General features: G+C 42.3%; 15 protein-coding genes. 7 read left to right on the forward strand and 8 right to left on the reverse strand.

Annotated features, from left to right (window positions below; all coding sequences use genetic code 11):
* Positions 1-30 precede the first annotated feature (30 nt).
* Both HMPREF9448_RS14260 and HMPREF9448_RS10910 read left to right on the forward strand, forming a co-directional pair.
* Complete coding sequence (locus HMPREF9448_RS14260; RefSeq protein WP_008862626.1) at positions 31-2,094, forward strand: T9SS type A sorting domain-containing protein; 2,064 nt, start codon at positions 31-33, stop codon at positions 2,092-2,094.
* Between the two features lie 10 nt (positions 2,095-2,104).
* Positions 2,105-4,837 (forward strand): glycoside hydrolase family 3 C-terminal domain-containing protein, encoded by a 2,733-nt coding sequence (locus HMPREF9448_RS10910; RefSeq protein WP_008862627.1) that lies wholly within the window; start codon positions 2,105-2,107, stop codon positions 4,835-4,837.
* Positions 4,838-4,945: 108 nt separating this feature from the next.
* Here HMPREF9448_RS10910 and purT read toward each other — a convergent pair whose 3' ends face one another.
* From purT to rpsA, 5 genes are all read right to left on the reverse strand, one after another.
* Positions 4,946-6,136 (reverse strand): formate-dependent phosphoribosylglycinamide formyltransferase, encoded by a 1,191-nt coding sequence (gene purT, locus HMPREF9448_RS10915; RefSeq protein ID WP_008862628.1) that lies wholly within the window; start codon positions 6,134-6,136, stop codon positions 4,946-4,948.
* 220 nt (positions 6,137-6,356) lie between these two features.
* Entirely contained in the window at positions 6,357-6,551 is a 195-nt protein-coding gene (locus HMPREF9448_RS14470) for a CDGSH iron-sulfur domain-containing protein (protein WP_008862629.1), read from the reverse strand.
* A gap of 130 nt (positions 6,552-6,681) precedes the next feature.
* Complete coding sequence (locus tag HMPREF9448_RS10925) at positions 6,682-6,882, reverse strand: winged helix-turn-helix domain-containing protein (RefSeq protein ID WP_008862630.1); 201 nt, start codon at positions 6,880-6,882, stop codon at positions 6,682-6,684.
* 179 nt (positions 6,883-7,061) lie between these two features.
* Positions 7,062-7,982: a ribonuclease Z gene (locus tag HMPREF9448_RS10930; protein WP_008862631.1), complete on the reverse strand. Its 921-nt coding sequence runs from the start codon at positions 7,980-7,982 to the stop codon at positions 7,062-7,064.
* A gap of 124 nt (positions 7,983-8,106) precedes the next feature.
* Positions 8,107-9,900, reverse strand: coding sequence for a 30S ribosomal protein S1 (rpsA, locus tag HMPREF9448_RS10935; protein ID WP_008862632.1), 1,794 nt, complete (start codon positions 9,898-9,900; stop codon positions 8,107-8,109).
* A gap of 221 nt (positions 9,901-10,121) precedes the next feature.
* On the opposite strand from rpsA, the gene HMPREF9448_RS10940 reads away from it, so the two are divergent.
* Complete coding sequence (locus HMPREF9448_RS10940; protein WP_008862633.1) at positions 10,122-11,105, forward strand: acyltransferase family protein; 984 nt, start codon at positions 10,122-10,124, stop codon at positions 11,103-11,105.
* 2 nt (positions 11,106-11,107) lie between these two features.
* On the opposite strand, the gene HMPREF9448_RS10945 is transcribed toward HMPREF9448_RS10940, so the two are convergent.
* Together HMPREF9448_RS10945 and HMPREF9448_RS10950 are read right to left on the reverse strand one after the other, a co-directional pair.
* Positions 11,108-11,551: a nucleoside deaminase gene (locus tag HMPREF9448_RS10945; RefSeq protein WP_008862634.1), complete on the reverse strand. Its 444-nt coding sequence runs from the start codon at positions 11,549-11,551 to the stop codon at positions 11,108-11,110.
* A gap of 281 nt (positions 11,552-11,832) precedes the next feature.
* Positions 11,833-12,537 (reverse strand): SIMPL domain-containing protein, encoded by a 705-nt coding sequence (locus HMPREF9448_RS10950; RefSeq protein WP_008862635.1) that lies wholly within the window; start codon positions 12,535-12,537, stop codon positions 11,833-11,835.
* A 212-nt stretch (positions 12,538-12,749) separates the two neighbouring features.
* Between HMPREF9448_RS10950 and HMPREF9448_RS10955 the strand changes: the two genes are divergently transcribed.
* The 3 genes from HMPREF9448_RS10955 to HMPREF9448_RS10965 are packed head-to-tail and all read left to right on the forward strand — an operon-like array spanning position 12,750 to position 14,235.
* On the forward strand, positions 12,750-13,121 hold the full coding sequence (locus tag HMPREF9448_RS10955) for a YraN family protein (protein ID WP_008862636.1): 372 nt from the start codon (positions 12,750-12,752) through the stop codon (positions 13,119-13,121).
* A gap of 2 nt (positions 13,122-13,123) precedes the next feature.
* Positions 13,124-13,504: an MmcQ/YjbR family DNA-binding protein gene (locus HMPREF9448_RS10960; protein WP_008862637.1), complete on the forward strand. Its 381-nt coding sequence runs from the start codon at positions 13,124-13,126 to the stop codon at positions 13,502-13,504.
* Positions 13,486-14,235, forward strand: a complete 750-nt coding sequence (locus HMPREF9448_RS10965; protein WP_008862638.1) for a biotin--[acetyl-CoA-carboxylase] ligase — start codon at positions 13,486-13,488, stop codon at positions 14,233-14,235. Before HMPREF9448_RS10960 ends, HMPREF9448_RS10965 begins: the two co-directional genes overlap by 19 nt.
* Here HMPREF9448_RS10965 and HMPREF9448_RS10970 read toward each other — a convergent pair.
* Positions 14,221-15,114 carry a tetratricopeptide repeat protein gene (locus tag HMPREF9448_RS10970; protein WP_008862639.1) on the reverse strand — a complete coding sequence of 298 codons (894 nt, stop codon included), beginning with the start codon at positions 15,112-15,114 and terminating at the stop codon, positions 14,221-14,223. The genes HMPREF9448_RS10965 and HMPREF9448_RS10970 overlap by 15 nt on opposite strands.
* Positions 15,115-15,517: 403 nt before the next feature.
* Between HMPREF9448_RS10970 and HMPREF9448_RS10980 the strand changes: the two genes are divergently transcribed.
* Positions 15,518-17,362 (forward strand): T9SS type A sorting domain-containing protein, encoded by a 1,845-nt coding sequence (locus HMPREF9448_RS10980; protein WP_008862641.1) that lies wholly within the window; start codon positions 15,518-15,520, stop codon positions 17,360-17,362.
* The last annotated feature ends 24 nt before the right edge of the window (positions 17,363-17,386 follow it).

A 17,386-nucleotide genomic window follows, 5' to 3' on the forward strand; every position in this document is an offset into this window, starting at 1 on the left:
GCACTCTCTCTTTACTAAAACTTTTTTATCATGAAAAACAGATATTCCATCTGGCGACTAATGTCGTTAGGAGCTGCTTTAATGACAGCTCCGTGGCTACAAGCCCAAGACGTGCTTGTAACGCTCGAAGCAGAAAAGGGAATAATCACACTGCCTGCAAAAGTAAAACCTGTCGACGGTAGTACCGTAGAAGGAATCTCGGGCGGTAAATATGTAGGTGATAACGACCCCGGTAGCTCCATAGTTTTTAACGATATTGAAGTGCCCGAAGCCGGGACTTATGAATTCAAGACTTATTACATGAGTATGCAGAATAGGTCTATTGCCGTTAAAGTCAATAACTATTCCGAATACATATCGACGGTCTCCAATACGACACCGGGTTGGGACGTACCTCCCACAAACGAAATGAGTACCTATATCTACATGGATAAAGGGAAAAATACGATAAAAATTACTCCTATGGGAAGCGGTGGCCCTAATATGGATAAATTCGAAATCATTACAACCGACGTAGAGCTTCCGAAACCGGGAGAGTTTCCTATCGTTCTCGAAGCCGAAACCGCTCAATTATTCGGAAACCTGAAAGTAAAACCTACCGACGGTTCTTCCGTTGCCGGTCTATCGGGAGGCAAATATATCGGAGACTTCGACTTAGCCGCTAACTCCTATTTACGGTTCAACAACGTCGAGATACCCGAAGCCGGGACTTACGAATTGAAAGTCTATTCGATGGGGTCGAGCCGAGCTCTCACCATCAAGGTCAACCACTATCAAAAGAGTATCATTCGTACGAAAGACTCCCCCAACTGGGACAATGCCCCTACCTCAATGGTATCTACCTTGATATATCTCGATAAGGGAACAAACACCCTGACTTTCGGACTACACGAGGACAATGGCCCCAATATCGATAAATTCGAGATATGTACAACGACCGAAGAAATAGATAAACCAGAAGTCGAGAAAATCGCTTACTCGTATGATTTTACCGACGAGGCCGAAATTTCTTCTACACAAGAAAATTCTACGCTGAGCTTGTTGACCGATAATGATGAATACACTTATTATGTTCCCGAGACATCGAATGTAGAAATCGTAGCCAAATGCCAGCAACCGGTACTCTTGACGGGATTTTTACTCTCAGCAGGTATCGACAGTGAAATCGACGTTGACACTTGGAAATTATATGCTTCGGCCAATGGCTCTACATGGAAAGAAATTTCTTACGATAAAGTAACCGATCTCGACGGAGCCCACCTATATGAAATAACCCGATATCCGGGAACCGCAGCAGCAGACGCCGCACAATATTACAAATTAGCGGCAACCCACGAAAATCTCGAAATTGCAGAATGGCAATTGTTCGGTCTGCCCTATGTCGCTTCGGGAGACAAAAATTTTCCGACTGACCTGACTGAAAATATCGATGTTCACTCCAATGTATCGGCATATCCTATCGGAGAATCGGGTGATAATTTCTCCGAAGAATTTTACAATCTGTTCGACCGGAACATGAACACCAAATATTATGCACATGAAGCAACGAGTTTTTATGTAGAAATAGATTTGGAAAAGCCCTATACGATCGAATCTTATGCCCTTACAAACGCTCATGATTATCCCGACCGGGATCCTCGCAAATGGATTTTAAATGCTTATAACGAAGAATTGGGCTGGGTAGAACTCGACCGTCAGACAGACACATACTTCCCCACCCGGTATTCTACTTTGAAATATAACGTAAACTCGTCCACGGGATTCACCAAAGTCATGCTCGACGTAGAAGCTAATAATGGAGCAAAAGACATTCAACTCCTTAAATTCCAAATCTTCGGTAAAGAATTTAACGGAGCCGGCATCAACGCCGCCCAGGACAAAACACTTTCCATCATTGCGGATCAAGGGAAAATCATTATTTCTCAAACAGAGGGCAAACCGGTAAACTACACGGTATATAACCTGTCGGGAACAGTGATCGAACAAGGTACGACTGATGTTTCATACCGAGAAATCGTACTGAATGCCGGAGCATACATTGTATCGGCTAATGACGGAAGTAAAAATAAAATAGAAAAACTAATTGTTAAATAAACATTGAACCATGAAATCCAGAAGATATAAACTACCCTTGATAGCCTTATCGCTATCATTAGCATTACCGGCTTTCTCCCAATCGTGGTTTACTCCCGAAGTAGAAAAAAGAGCCGAGGATATTTTAAAAAATATGACAGTAAAAGAACGCCTGACCTATATCGGTGGTATAGATTGGATGTACACCCGCGCTATTCCCCGATTAAATGTTCCGGCTATAAAAATGTCCGACGGACCGCAGGGCGTAGGTACATGGGGAGCTTCCACGGCTTATCCTTGCGATCTTTTACTGGCAGCCACATGGAATCCGGATATGGCCTATGCGTTCGGCGCAGCTTTGGCACAAGACTGCAAGGCTCGTGGTGTAAATATTCTATTAGGTCCTGCCGTAAACATCGCAAGAGCTCCTTTCTGTGGTCGGAACTTCGAATATATGGGAGAAGACCCTTTCTTGACGGCAACGACTTCTACCGGATATATCAAGGGATTACAAGAAAACGGAGTGATGGGAGTAATCAAACACTTCACGGCCAACTTCCAAGAATATGACCGTAATTATGTGAGTTCCAACATTGACGAGCGAACCTTACATGAAATCTATTTCCCGGCATTTAAATCGGCCGTCCAGAATGCAGAAGTCGGTGCTGTCATGAGCAGTTATAACTTGCTCAACGGCGTATGGACAACCGAGAATCCCTGGTTGCTCAAAGAAGTACTACGGGAACAATGGGGATTCAACGGACTCGTGATGTCCGACTGGGGCTCCACTCATAACTGTGTTCCGGCGGTTAAAAACGGACTCGATTTGGAAATGGCAGGAAATGAAATCGAAAACGAGGAAGCTCTGCGCCATTATCTCGAAACCGGAGAAATAAATATGAGCGAAATCGATTTGAAAGTCAAACATATCTTACAAACGATGATCGGATTCGGATTCTTCGACAAAGAACAATTAGATCCGAGCATTCCCCTCGACAACCCCGAAACGGCAAAAGCCGCATTGGAAATTTCGAGAGAAGGAATCGTGTTGTTGAAAAACGAATCGAACATTCTGCCATTGAACACCAATACGATTAAAAACATTGCCGTAATCGGTAATAACGCTACAATTTATGCGGCCGGCGGCGGAAGCGGACTGGTAAGACCTTTCCATTATGTGTCTTACTTCGACGGATTGAAAAAGTTGGCAAATGAAAAAGGCATCAACGTCACACTCGTGGATCTCTATGATCACATGGAAGATGTCCTGTATACAGCTGCCGGCTCGAACGAACATGGTCTCAAAGCCGAATTTTACAACAACGAGAATCTATCAGGAACTCCTGTAACTACCCGTGTAGACAGTCGTATCAACTTTGAATGGACCTCGGGACCCGATGCTGCCAATGTCGAGAAAAACTATTTCTCGGTCAAATGGACCGGTGAAATTCGTCCCCAAGAAACATCGAACTATACTTTCATCGTGAAAGGAGATGACGGTTTCCGTTTAATTCTCGATGGAAAAACGGTCATCGATGAATTCAAATCGGGTTCCACTCGTGAAAAACGTTATACCATGAAAATGGAAGCAGGGAAAGCCTACAAAATTCAACTGGATTATTTTCAGGGAGGAGGCGGAGCCTGTATCGATTTGGCATGGCTCAAAGACGGAGATGAAAACCGGTTCCAAAACGAATTGGACAAAGCCGACATAATCGTCGCATTCATCGGTCACAATTCAAGTAGCGAAGCCGAAGCCGGAGAACGGTCCTTCGGATTGCCCCAAGATGTAAAGGACCTCGTCCTAGCCGCCCAAAAGAGCTCCAAACCGATGATCGGAGTCGTTAATGCCGGCGGAAACGTAGAAATGCAAGACTGGGAACCTAAAATGAAAGGTCTTCTTTGGGGTTGGTACGGCGGACAAGAAGCCGGAACCGCGATGGCCGAAGTGTTATTCGGAGAGTACAACCCTTCGGGAAAACTCCCTGTAACATTTGAAAAAAGATGGGAGGATAATCCCTGTTACAACAGCTATTATGATAATGGGACCAAACAAGTGAATTTTACCGAAGGTATCATGATGGGATATCGTGGATATGACAAAGCCGGTACAGAGGTCCAATATCCGTTCGGTTTCGGATTATCCTATACGACATTCAATCTTTCCGATATGCAAATCACGGAATCTTCCGACGACAAATATTTAGTCGAAGTTTCTTGCAAAATAAAGAATACCGGAAAGGTTGCCGGTGCAGAAGTCATTCAACTGTATGTAGGCAAGAACGGCAGCAGCCCTGTCGAACGCCCGATAAGGGAACTCAAAGGCTACCAAAAAGTATATCTTGAACCCGAAGAAGAAAAATTCGTGACTTTGTACCTTTCTAAAGATGCGTTTTCTTATTACGATGTCAATCGGAAAAATTTCGTTGTCGATAACGGGGAATACAACATCGAACTTGGATTTTCATCTCGCGATATAAAATTGAAAGACCAAACTCAAATCAATGTTGTTTCGGCTATTGACGAAGCCCGCCAAGATACCGAAAAAGGTAACTTAATTCCCTCGGTGGTTAAACAAGGTGAAATTATCAGAATTGCACAAGGCTGTGCTTCCGAATTAAACATTTTCGACCTTACGGGTCAAATGTTACTCAAACAAATTGATAAATGTACAATCGATACCTCTTATCTAAAAAAGGGAGCCTATCTTGCTTTGTATAAAATAGATGAAAAATTTCATACGGGTAAATTCATCGTTGAATAGCTTTTAAAACTTCCAGACAACAAAGAGGCCCGGAAATTAAATTTCCGGGCCTCTTCATTTTAATTCGTTCGTTATTCAACCGCCCAAAGCAGTTTCTCAAACTGGCATTTATCTGGGCAATAATTTTACTTTCAGTTTCTTGTATGCACGATCGGCCTTCGCTCGCGCCTCCTCCACCGTATCGGCTGTCGCCAAAATCACACCTAATCGACGGTGTCCGACAACTTCCGGCTTCCCAAAAATTCGCATTTGTACTCCTTCTTCCGAAAGAACCTCATCGAGGTTACCAAATACAACTTTATCCGTATCTCCTTCTACAACGATAGCACGAGATGCCGATGGGCCATAGAAACGAACTCCGGGAACAGGTAACCCTAAAACAGCACGGGCATGCAAGGCGAATTGTGACATGTCTTGCGAAATCATAGTCACCATTCCCGTATCGTGCGGGCGCGGAGAAACTTCGCTGAAAAGGACATCGTCCCCTTTAATAAAAAGTTCTACTCCAAAAATACCATATCCACCCAAAGCATCCGTAACTTTCCGGGCTATATCCTGAGCTTTTTGCAATGCTTTCTCCGACATAACCTGTGGTTGCCAAGATTCCCGATAATCACCATCTACTTGTACATGACCTACCGGTTTTAGAAAAGTCGTCCCGGCAGAATGACGAACAGTAAGTTGAGTAATTTCATAATCGAACTGCACGAATCCTTCCACAATAACCCGACCGGCTCCAGCTCGTCCCCCTTCCTGAGCGTAGTGCCACGACTTATCGATATCATCGGCCGTACGCACGACACTCTGTCCGTGTCCCGAAGAACTCATGATAGGTTTCACCACACATGGCATGCCTATTTCTTTCACGGCCTCCTCGAACTCTTCTCGTGTAGAGGCAAATTTATAAGGCGACGTAGGCAATCCCAGTTGCTCTGCGGCCAAACGACGTATGCCCTCCCGGTTCATAGTCAGGTAGGCGGCCGTCGCAGTAGGTGTAACCGAATACCCCTCTTTTTCGAGAGCCACCAACGTATCTGTAGCAATAGCTTCTACTTCGGGAATGATGTAATCTGGACGTTCCGTTTCTATCACTTCTCTCAACTTTTTGCCATCGAGCATAGACAAAACATGACTGCGATGAGCGACCTGCATAGCCGGGGCATTAGCATACTTATCCAAAGCAACCACCTCCACACCATAACGTTGCAGCTCTATTGCTACTTCTTTACCCAATTCTCCACTTCCGCAAAGCAAAGCTTTCTTACCGACAGGAGTTAGTACCGTTCCAATTTCTACCATATATAACTTGATTTTGTATGTGTTATTCATTTATACAAATGTCTTATGCTAACCGAAAAAATGCAGGCTGTCCTCAACTATATACCGAGACATAACCTTTCTTTACATCTTATGCAAAGATACAGGAAAAATGAATGGAGTACAAATGAATAAACAGACTTCCTACCAACAAAAAACGGGCTCTCGTTTTCGAAGTCCGTTTCAATTCTTTGGAACACCTTTAATCTTCGACATGGGAACCGTCGCAAAAGGGCTGATTCGACGATTTTCCACAACGGCAGATAAACGCCCGTTGTTTAATAACCATACTCCCATCGGAGAACATAATTCTTACATGCCCACCAATACGTAATGGACCGCACTCGATAACCTTTACGACCACCTCGGGTTTTATCGGCACAATAGTTCCTTTCATAGCTGCTTCTTTTTTAGTTTTATATTCACTTAAACAGCAAATCCGGTTCTTTTGTTTATTGTACCGTTAAACGATCGAGGCGTAGAAAATAATTTCTACGCCTCGATCTATAAACCTACGTATCACTTTATTAAAGCAACACTACCTCTATGTCTGCATCTACTTCATACATGCTCACTTTACCTTCGCGAGCCAACCAGCCAAGGGCCGCATACAATTCTTTTTCTTTCAGTTTCGTTGCTTTTTTCAACCCTTTTACAGTTAATTTTCCGGACTCATTTAAAGCATTCCAAACCTGTCCTGCCCATGTTCCAATAACTTCTGCATTCATTCTTTTTTACGTTTAAATTAAACAACTTGAAAACACATTGTTTTAATCTGGCACAAAGTTAATACATTTTTCTTTAATTTTAATGCTTCAATGTGTTTTTTCATATTATCTACCCCCCTACAAAAGAAAAATAGACATTATAAAAACACTCTACGGGTGATTTTGTTTGCCCCAATCATCTATCTCCCCAGTATAATTTTCAGTTCTTCTCTTGCCAAAAAAGAAGGAGCAAATTCTTCACGCGCTTGCTCCAATAACTGTTGCTCATTCTCATATCGAGCCGAGAAATGCCCCAATAACAATTGCTTTACACCTGCTTTACGAGCTATAATAGCCGCTTGCCGAGCCGTCGAATGGCAGGTTTCCTTCGCAAGAGCTTCGGCATCGTCCCCGAATGTAGCCTCGTGATACAACAAATCTACACCTTCTATGATCGGTAACAAAGCCTCGTTATAAGCCGTATCGGAACAATAGGCATAACGTAACGGAGGGTCTGCCGGCGTCGTCAAATATGAGTTGGGAATAATTCGACCATCGGAAGTAACAAAATCTTCTCCCGCCTTTATCGCAGCTCTACGGTAAACCGGAACGTTATAAAAATTCATCATATCTCCCAATAAATGTCGCATTCCTACTTTCTCTTCAAAAAGGAAACCCGAACACGGAACCCTGTGTATCATCGGTAAGGAACGAACTCTAATAGATTTGTCTTCATAAATCACCTCCGTTCTATTCGGCAATACAGGTTCGAAACGAACAGTAAAAGGCAAGTCCCGACAGAAAAAATCGAGTTGAGGCCGAAACACCTGCTCTGCCTGAGGATGGGCATGAATCACCAGTTCTCCGGTCCTACCTACTAACGCAAAAGTCGAAATCATTCCGATCAAACCGAAACAATGGTCTCCATGAAGATGACTCAAAAAGATATGCCCCAATCTCGTAAACTTCAATCGCATGCGACGAAACTGTATCTGAGCCCCTTCTCCGCAATCAATCATAAACAAATTGTCGCGAATATTCAGAATCTGCGTACTCGGATAGTGACGTGCGGTGGGCAAAGCCGACCCACACCCCAAAATATTTACCTCAAACTTTCCCATTTCAAAGCTCCTTTGACATTTACAAAGATATGCATTTCCTCACTTTAACCTGCACTTTTCATAATCAAACAAAAAGACCGGCAATCTTGCCGGTCTTTTCTTTATAATACGCTTTTAATGCGCCTTATTTTTTCTCTGCGTCGAGTTTCTCTTTCAAAGCTGCCAATGCATCGATATCGCCCAAAGTAGTTTTTTCCATTTGAGGAGTTACGATAGCATCGTCTGCCTTAGCGGCTTTTTTAGCGGCTTTCTTAGCAGCATTTTCTTTCTTAGCCTCAGCCTTAGCTTCATCTTCGAAAATACGGCTGTGAGACAAGATGATACGTTTAGCATCTTTGTTAAACTCTATAACCTTGAACGGAAGTTTCTCTTCCAATTGAGCCTGAGTTCCGTCTTGTTTTACCAAATGTTTGGGAGTAGCGAATCCTTCAACGCCATAAGGCAAAGCAATTACAGCGCCCTTATCGAGCATTTCGATGATAGTACCTTCATGGATAGAATCGACGGTAAAGATACCTTCGAATACGTCCCACGGATTCTCTTCGAGTTGTTTGTGACCCAAGCTCAAACGACGATTTTCCTTATCGATTTCCAATACTTGAACTTCGATGTCGGCTCCAATTTGAGTAAATTCAGACGGGTGTTTGATTTTCTTCGTCCAAGAAAGGTCTGAGATATGAATCAAACCATCTACGCCCTCTTCGATTTCAACGAATACACCGAAGTTTGTAAAGTTACGAACTTTGGCATGATGACGAGAACCGACAGCATATTTGGTTTCGATATCTTCCCACGGATCCGGTTTGAGTTGTTTGATACCGAGAGACATTTTACGTTCTTCACGGTCAAGAGTCAAGATAACGGCTTCTACCTCATCGCCTACTTTCATGAAGTCTTGTGCACTACGCAAGTGTTGCGACCAAGACATTTCGGAAACGTGGATAAGACCTTCGACACCCGGAGCTATTTCGATGAATGCACCATAGTCAGCCATTACGACAACTTTACCTTTCACTTTGTCACCCACTTTCAAATCGGGATCCAAAGCATCCCATGGATGGGGTTGCAATTGTTTCAGGCCCAACGCAATGCGTTTTTTCTCATCATCGAAATCGAGGATAACTACATTGAGTTTTTGATCGAGAGAAACTACTTCTTCGGGGTGAGATACACGTCCCCAAGAAAGGTCGGTGATGTGAATCAATCCATCTACGCCGCCCAAATCGATGAATACACCATAGGAAGTGATATTCTTGACAGTTCCTTCGAGTACTTGTCCTTTTTCGAGTTTGGCAATAATTTCTTTCTTCTGTTGTTCGAGCTCGGCTTCGATAAGAGCTTTGTGCGAAACAACCACATTCTTGAATTCTTGATTGATTTTAACAACTTTGAATTCCATAGTTTTACCTACGAATACATCGTAGTCACGGATAGGCTTAACGTCGATTTGAGAACCGGGCAAGAATGCTTCGATACCGAATACATCGACAATCATACCGCCCTTCGTGCGACATTTGATATATCCTTTGATGATTTCGTCGTTTTCAAGAGCCGAGTTAACACGATCCCAAGAGCGAGTAGCACGAGCCTTCTTGTGCGACAAAACCAATTGTCCTTTTTTATCTTCCTGATTCTCGATATAAACCTCTACTTTATCTCCTATTTTCAAATCGGGATTGTAGCGGAATTCGCTCATCGGAATGATACCGTCCGATTTGTAACCGATGTTTACGACCACTTCACGTTTGTTCAATGCGATTACCGTACCTTCGATTACTTCTTTGTCTTTTACCGTATTCAAAGACTGGTCATAAGTATTTACCAATTCATCATGGCTCTTATCACCATACACTTCGCCTTTTTCAAAGGCATCCCAGTCAAAATTTTCTACCGGGCTGTTTTTTAGTTCTTCACTCATGTTAATTAAATAATTGATTTTTTGATTAATAAGTTAGACATTATATGGTCTTGTTAAAATCGGTGCGAAGATACAAAATCTTTTCCTCTCTGCAAATTATTTCAAGAATATAATCTCCTAACACCCTTTGACATAAACATATATTCATCTCTACAAAAGATTCCGCCATGCAATAAACAGAGTATAATTTTGTTTTATTTAAAGAGAATATATACCCACCCATGAATAGACAAAAGATAACATGGTTGCAAATACTCCAAGGTTGGAGTATGTTATTGGTCGTAATAGGACATGTTACCTTAACCGGTATTTTCGAGAATCCTCAAACTCCGGTGAGCGCGACGATAGAGCGTGTCATATACAGTTTTCACATGCCTCTTTTCATGTTTATCTCCGGTTTCCTTTTTTATTTCACAAAAATCAGCCGAGACTTAGCCTATAAAGAAGTTGTGTTCGATAAGCTCAAACGGTTGGGAATCCCCTATTTGTTCTTCACCTTTTTCACCTTCGCCGTCAAGTTTATATTCTCACCATTCATGAAACGCCCGGTAGAATTGTCTTTACGACAATTTACCGACAGTTTTCTATATCCCGGCTCCAACCCGTTGAGCGAAATGTGGTTCGTCGCCACACTCTTTATCATCATGCTATCTTATCCTTTGCTGAAATATATGATAACGGGGCATTTCAAAATCGCGGTATTAATTATCGGAAGTGTCGTACTCAACTTATTTTTCCCTCCCGATATATTCTTGCTTTGCCTTTCCAACGTGGCATATATGTTCCTTTTTTTCTGCTTAGGCATACTTTTCTGCAAATTCGATATACAACGTTTTTTGAGTCATTCCGGGAATCTCCTACTTTCGCTCCTTCTTTTCATCGCACTGAATCTGATTCCCGACTGCCCGATTTTACTGTTAAACCTCACCGGAATAATCTTTTCCGTCTCATTGTGTCTGAACTTAACCCCGATAGTATCGGGACTATTCTCCTCCTTCCGAGACTATACGTTTCAAATTTTTCTATTAGGAATTTTTCCACAAATAGCCATCAGAATACTCTACTCCAAGATACCACAAAACGAATTGTCCTATTGGAGTCTCTATATCATTAGTATTCTATTAGGGATTTACCTGCCTGTTTTCATAGCAAAAATCGTAGAGAAGATTCCCAACAAACTTATCCGCCGTTGTTTCGGACTCTGATTCTATCGTTTTTTCGCAAAAAAATCTTTCATCAAAGCGATACACTCCCCGGCCAAAACACCACACTCGACCTCTGTTTTAGAATGCAATACATGAGGAGCGAAACGCCGGTAACCTCGTTTCTCATCGCCGGCTCCAAATACGACCCGAGCGAGCTGAGCCCACCCTATCGCACCGGCACACATCACACACGGCTCCAATGTCACATACAAGGTACAGTCGGTCAAATACTTACCGCCGAGCGAAGCCGCAGCCGAAGTAATCGCTTGCATTTCGGCATGAGCCGTCACATCGCCCAGACATTCGGTCAAATTATGTGCCCGAGCCACAACCCTATCTTTACAAACGATGACAGTTCCCACCGGTATCTCATCGGCATCGAATGCCTCTTTTGCCTCCTGCAAGGCCATTCTCATAAACCGTTCGTCCTTTGCTCTATCAACCATATCTTCTCATAAGCTTTGTGGGAAACACTATCATTTCTCATACAATCCTGACAATATTCCCCACATAGTAGCTCTTGTCCTTTTTCTTAGAAGTTGTTTTAAATTTATTCCGAGACAGATTGAGACCCATGTTGAAGCAGATTGGAGTCCGAGATATGCAGTCAATAGCGGGCTATTGACAAAAATCAAGGGATTCAAGATGCGACACAGGGGCTCAATATGGCCGGAACATACCTGCTTGAAATGATAATATTATTTCTCAATAAATTTAAAACAGCTTCTTAATTCTTCAAATAATATACCACCGAGGTCACGACCCGCACATGCTTCAAATAAGGAGTATTGGCATCCCTATCCTCGATAGAGAATTGTCCTTGATATGCCGATGATATTTTGCCCAATTTACTATCGGAGTCTTTGGCGAATTTTTCGGCGGCAACTCTCGCATTTTGAGTGGCTTCGGCAATCATCTCGGGTTTTAGTTCATTCAACTTGGTAAACAAGAACTGAGTGTTATACTGATAATCCCCGGAAACGATAGCCACCCCCTTTTCCAACAAGGAGGCTTGCTTCACGATCAACTCTCGTACTTTCTCTACTTGATTCGAAGATACCGTTATTACCGAAGTAACATTATAACGATACGGGACACTTTGGTTTCCATACCGTTCGGCCTGCATATCTACGATTCCGGGAGCCGCGATAGAAATTTCGGCGTCGGATATCCCGTTAGCTTTCAGAAAATTTATCACGATTGTATTCTTAGTATTGATCGTACGGTAAATCGTGCCTAAATCATTCCCCAACTCCTTATATACCAAAGGCCAGATAACTTTATCGGCCGGGACCTCACGCTCTGACAAACCTTTTACCGAGACCGTACGCACAGCCTCCTTCGAACGAACGATACCTTGTTCGATTCGTTGCCCCAATAAAAACAAGCCTACTGCTATGATAATAGCCGGCACAATCCATTTGTTTTTCATAATCTTCCATATTTTATTTCTTACAAAGAAAATGCATGCCAGACTCAAAAGCAAATTTTATTTGCAATTTTACCGAAGACATAGACTATTTTCACATCTATTGTCAGGAACTGTTCCAAAGATAATTATTCGCCGTATCTATCAGACTTTTTCTCACTCCGATTTCTTTTTTCATCGAATCTTCGTATATTCGCTTTTCCAAATTCGTACTTATGGCGCAACACAACCAATTGGGAAAAACAGGAGAGGAACGAGCCGCAGAATATTTGATTTCCAAAGGATACATTATCCGAGACATAAATTGGCGGAGTGGAAAAATGGAATTGGATATTGTAGCCTATCGTGACAAAACGTTGGTTGTCGTAGAAGTCAAAACACGAAAAAACAACGAATTTCTACGCCCGGAAGAAGCCGTTACACTCCGCAAGATAAAAAATATAATCCAAGCCACGGATGCCTATATTCGTATGTTCGATATACCTTTCGACATACGATTCGACATCATTACCTTAGTCGGGGAAAATGAAGACTTTCAAATAGAACATATAGAAGATGCCTTTCTTCCTCCATTAAACTGTCGATAAACATGAACGTAGAATCTTTGCGTGAATTCTGTCTGTCACTACCACAGGTAACCGAATGTTTCCCATTCGATGAATGGGTGCTGGTTTTCAAAATCGAAGGTAAAATGTTTCTCTTCTGTGATTTGTCGGCCGAAGAGAAACGAATTTCGCTCAAATGCGACCCCGAACTTGCCATAGAATTACGGGAACGATATCCCGAAATAGAACCGGGCTACCACACGAATAAACGATTGTGGAATTCTATTTGGCTAAGGCCTTCCATCGACGATAAAGTCATTTGCGATTGTATCGTCCATGCTTATAGCGAAGTGCTAAAAAAACTACCCAAAATCAAACGCGAACCTTTATCGGAACTACTCGAAGCATGGAAACAAAAGAAATAAAATTCCAAAAAACTCACTTAAAGGAGATCGGCTCGACCAATACATATCTCCAAGAATCGGACAAAGACAGACTTCTACCGGAAGGAACCATCGTTTACTGCGACATACAACGGTCTGGGCGCGGCCAACGTGGAAATTCATGGGAATCTGAGCCCTTCAAAAATTTAACATTCAGCCTTTTACTCAGGCCAGAACATATCCCTGCCAATCGGCAATTCTTACTTTCTGAAATCGTATCGCTGGCAACTGTCGATGTTCTGAACCGATACGCCACTGGATTCTCTATCAAATGGCCGAATGACATCTATTGGCACGACAAAAAAATTGCCGGTATTCTCATCGAAAATGTACTGAGCGGGAGTACATTCTCACGGGCTATTATCGGAATGGGGCTGAACATCAATCAGAAAAATTTTTACAGCGATGCTCCCAACCCGGTTTCATTATATCAAATAACAGGTCGCACCTACAAGATAGAAAAAATATTAGACGAATTCACAGAGGCTTTCGGAAAGCGATATACAGACACATTTACAAACTCCTCCGACCGTATCCACAAAGAATATATAGCGGCACTCTACCGAAACGACGGGGTATATCCGTTTTATAGCGACGGCAATATTTTCCACGCCTCTATTGCCGATGTCGAACTTGACGGTCATCTGCTTTTATCGACGGAATCGGGAGAGAAAAAACGCTTCGCTTTCAAAGAGGTTTCATTCCTGCTTTAAACGTTTCAAGAACGGACGAATAACCCCGCTGCTTTGAGGCAACTCATCGGAAAGTCCCGACAGCATGGAAAGTTGTTCCAAAAGATATTTATTGCTACGAACCCGTGCAGCAATCGTAAAATATTTTTTAGCACAAGCTATATCGCCGTTGATCACTTGCCTTTTTTCCTCTTTATATACGGAAGCAGAGATAGAAAGACCGTTCGAATCTTCAAGATACTGTTGATCTATCGATTTCAGTTTTTCCTGTCCCTTTATAGCATAATAGCTTCCCAAAAACAAGTTTGCATCAAAATTAAGAGAGTCTATATCCAAAATAGTTTTCTGAACCTCGACCGCTGCAGTATCGTTTCCAAGTAACAACAAAGCATCGGCTTTGGCTTTCAAATAATTAATTTGCCCGGGCATCACCGACAACAATTCGTCAGCAACGGCAAGTATCTTTTCAGCATCATGCCGAAACACATAATACCCCAATAAATAATTATTCGTCACCCGAGTAAACCACGGCTGTTGTTCTTTCACCAACAAAAGTACCTGTTCATAAATGCCCGACTGTCCGATAGATCGCGACAACACGTCTATGCCGGTAAACAACGAATCCAAAGATAGTCCTTGCATTTCCGAACGAACCACATATTGCATAATAGACGAAGAATCGTTCATCATGGCCGATGCGACAACCGCATCCACATACGTTTTCACCCTACCGGGACGGCGTTCCAACAATACGTCATACATAGTAACAGCCTCTTGCCACTCCTTATTGGCAAAGTGATCATCGGCTTTTCTCAACACAGTACGATACGGCATCTCGGCAAAAGCCGAAAAAGCGATACTACAAAAAAGGAAAAATCCTATTATCCGTCTTATATACATTTAATTGTCACCCATTATGAACAGACAAAGATAGCGAAAGGTGAGTGCAGAGACAAACGGAAATTTTATTTCCGATTTGACTATGCCGAACCGCATCCTATTTTCGTACTTACAAAGATAACAAATCAACTCTGTAATATAGGCAATACTGCCGACAAAAATAAAACAGATTCCCCGCGAAACTTGCAGCAATCCGGTAAATAGTCCCGATGAATTAATTAAACATAAACTTTGAACGAGCTTCATTCTAAAAATAAAATAAATTAATATTATATTTATAAATAATAACTTTATACATAGCATTATTCCCATATCTTTGTAACAGTAATTAAAACAGTCCATTAAGATAAAAAGGCTCGTCTTCCTGTACTGTTATTTTCAATCCGAGCCGAAAAATTCCATCATGAAAAAACTTTACTCAAAACTATTGACGTTAGTCACTATCGGTTTTTACAGTCTATCTGTCTGGGCACAAGATGCTCCCGTCATTCAGAATTACAGCGACTATACCGGAGACTCATTCGTAGCCAACTGGGACAAAGTATCGGGAGCAGACAAGTATTTCCTCAATGTCTACACGAACGGGACCAACGTTCAAAACGTAAATGAAACCTTTGGCAACATCAACCATTCCGATGGGAAAATAGACCAGCAATCGCCCAATTACCCGAATGGCTGGGAGATAAACGTGAGTGAAAACGGCAGTACCGATATGGTCGTCTACGAAGGTGTAAATAAAATTATCCTCGATGCGACAGACGACTACATAAGCACCGAACAAATTATCGGAACCGGCGTGGGGAAATATATCGTTAACGCCAACCTCATCAATGCAGAAAATATCACCCAAGAAAATTCAAGCTTATTCAAGATTGAAATATTCGACAAAGCAGGTATACTTCTTAGCACCGGAACAATCGAAACTTTACTTTTTGCCCAAATAACCGAATTCAATATTTTCGACGGCTTCGGATACACACAAGCAAACATCGGGCGCATAAAAATATCTATCGAAAAAGGTGACGGAAAAATTGGAGACCTCATGATAAACTCTATCTCTTACTCTTGTACCGAGCCTTCGTATATTCTGAAAGATCAAGCAACGGCCGAAAATTCTTATCCTGTAACCAACCTCGACCCGGAAAAGGAATATTACTACTACGTCGCTGCTTCGGTGGAAGGAAAAACGACAGACGCATCGAACATCATCAGAGTAAATGAATTCCTCACTCCCAAAGCCTTAGACGCAACCGGCACATCGGAAAACTCGTTCACGGCAAATTGGGAAAGACTGCCCAAAGCAAAAGGATACATCGTGCAAGCGTACCAATATCACACCGCAACACAAGACAGTGAGAAGAAAATACTCGACGATTCTTTCGAAAAATCGACAGAGGGTACTATGGACGATCCGATCTCTGTTACCGACCCGGACTTATACACCGCAGTTCCGGGTTGGAGCGGGAAAAACATACTGGCAGCCAACGGTATGCTCGGAGCCGACAACGGAAGATTTCCCGTAAGCCTCTCTTATTTATGGACTCCCACAATGAACCTGTCATCGAATAACGGTAAATACAAAATCCACATCAAAGCCCGTGGAACAGCCGGAGATTATCTGTCGATTTATCGAATAGGTTATATGATAGACAGCAACGGAGACGGAGAACCCGATGCCCTTAACATACATAAAGTAACAGCTTTCGACGAAAACGGATACGCCGAAGAAACTTGGGAAATGGAAGACGGTGCTGAAAACATGCAACTCTCCATCGAAGAAAACAAACTAAAAAGATTTTTCATCGACGAAATCACCATCATACAAGAAAGCAAGGCCGGAGAGGTTACGAGAATACCTCTCGTTCCGGCAACCATTTCGGACGGTTCTCAAACGTCTTATACTTTCACAGATCTCGAAACGAATGGAAACTACGGCTACGAAGTGACCGGTATGCGTTACAACGACTATGAGGAAGAAGAATATTCCGAAACGTCTAACCTTATTACCGTGCAGTTAATACATTCGGGAATAGAAAGTAGCACAACTCAAAACGTAAAAGTAATCGCTTCTGAAAACTCAATCAACATAGTTCTATCGGAAAGGGCACTCATACAAATATTTACTGCCAACGGACAACTTGTAAAAACCATAAATGGAACCTCGGGAGAAAATATCGTTTCTATCCCTGCTGCCAATATTTATATCGTAAAAGTCGGAAGCAAGATATTTAAAGTCATCGCCCGATAAATCATCGGAAATAGGAAATCACCT

Origin of the sequence: Barnesiella intestinihominis YIT 11860 (assembly GCF_000296465.1) — a bacterium.
GTDB classification, from domain to species: domain Bacteria; phylum Bacteroidota; class Bacteroidia; order Bacteroidales; family Barnesiellaceae; genus Barnesiella; species Barnesiella intestinihominis.